The organism is Pseudomonas sp. EA_65y_Pfl1_P113 (assembly GCF_963970525.1).
In the GTDB taxonomy this organism is placed as follows: domain Bacteria; phylum Pseudomonadota; class Gammaproteobacteria; order Pseudomonadales; family Pseudomonadaceae; genus Aquipseudomonas; species Aquipseudomonas tritici.
On sequence record NZ_CAXAQM010000500.1, the window covers coordinates 1 to 468 of the forward strand.

At 64.3% G+C, this 468-nt stretch carries 1 protein-coding gene; it reads left to right on the forward strand.

Annotated features, from left to right (window positions below; translation table 11 throughout):
• Positions 1 to 269 (forward strand): P-II family nitrogen regulator (locus tag AACY52_RS30770; protein WP_339561457.1); only part of this gene is annotated, 269 nt, incomplete at its 5' end.
• Positions 270 to 468 lie beyond the last annotated feature (199 nt).

Genomic DNA, 468 nt, shown 5'->3' on the forward strand with positions numbered 1-468 from the left:
GCGTTGCCGGGATGACCGTTACCGAGGTCAAGGGATTCGGCCGCCAGAAGGGCCAGACCGAAATCTATCGCGGTGCGGAATACAGCACCAACATGGTGCCCAAGATCAAGATCGAGATCGTCTGCGGCGCGGATCTTGCCGACAAGGTCGTCGAGGCGATCCAGGCGTCGGCCAATACCGGCGCGATCGGCGACGGCAAGATTTTCGTGCTCGATGTCGGGCAGGCGGTCCGCATCCGCACCGGCGAAACCGATGAGACCGCGCTGTGAGCGGGGCTGTTAAGGGGGTAAAGATGAAAGCATCGACCAAATTGGGGTTGGCGGCGCTCGCGGGGGCTGCCGTCTTCGCCGCGCTCCCGGCCTGGGCGCAGACCACGGCGGCGGCGGCCGTCTCGCCGATTCCAAAGGCCACCGTCGACAAGGGCGATACCGCCTGGTTGCTGGTTTCCTCGCTACTGGTGCTGATGAT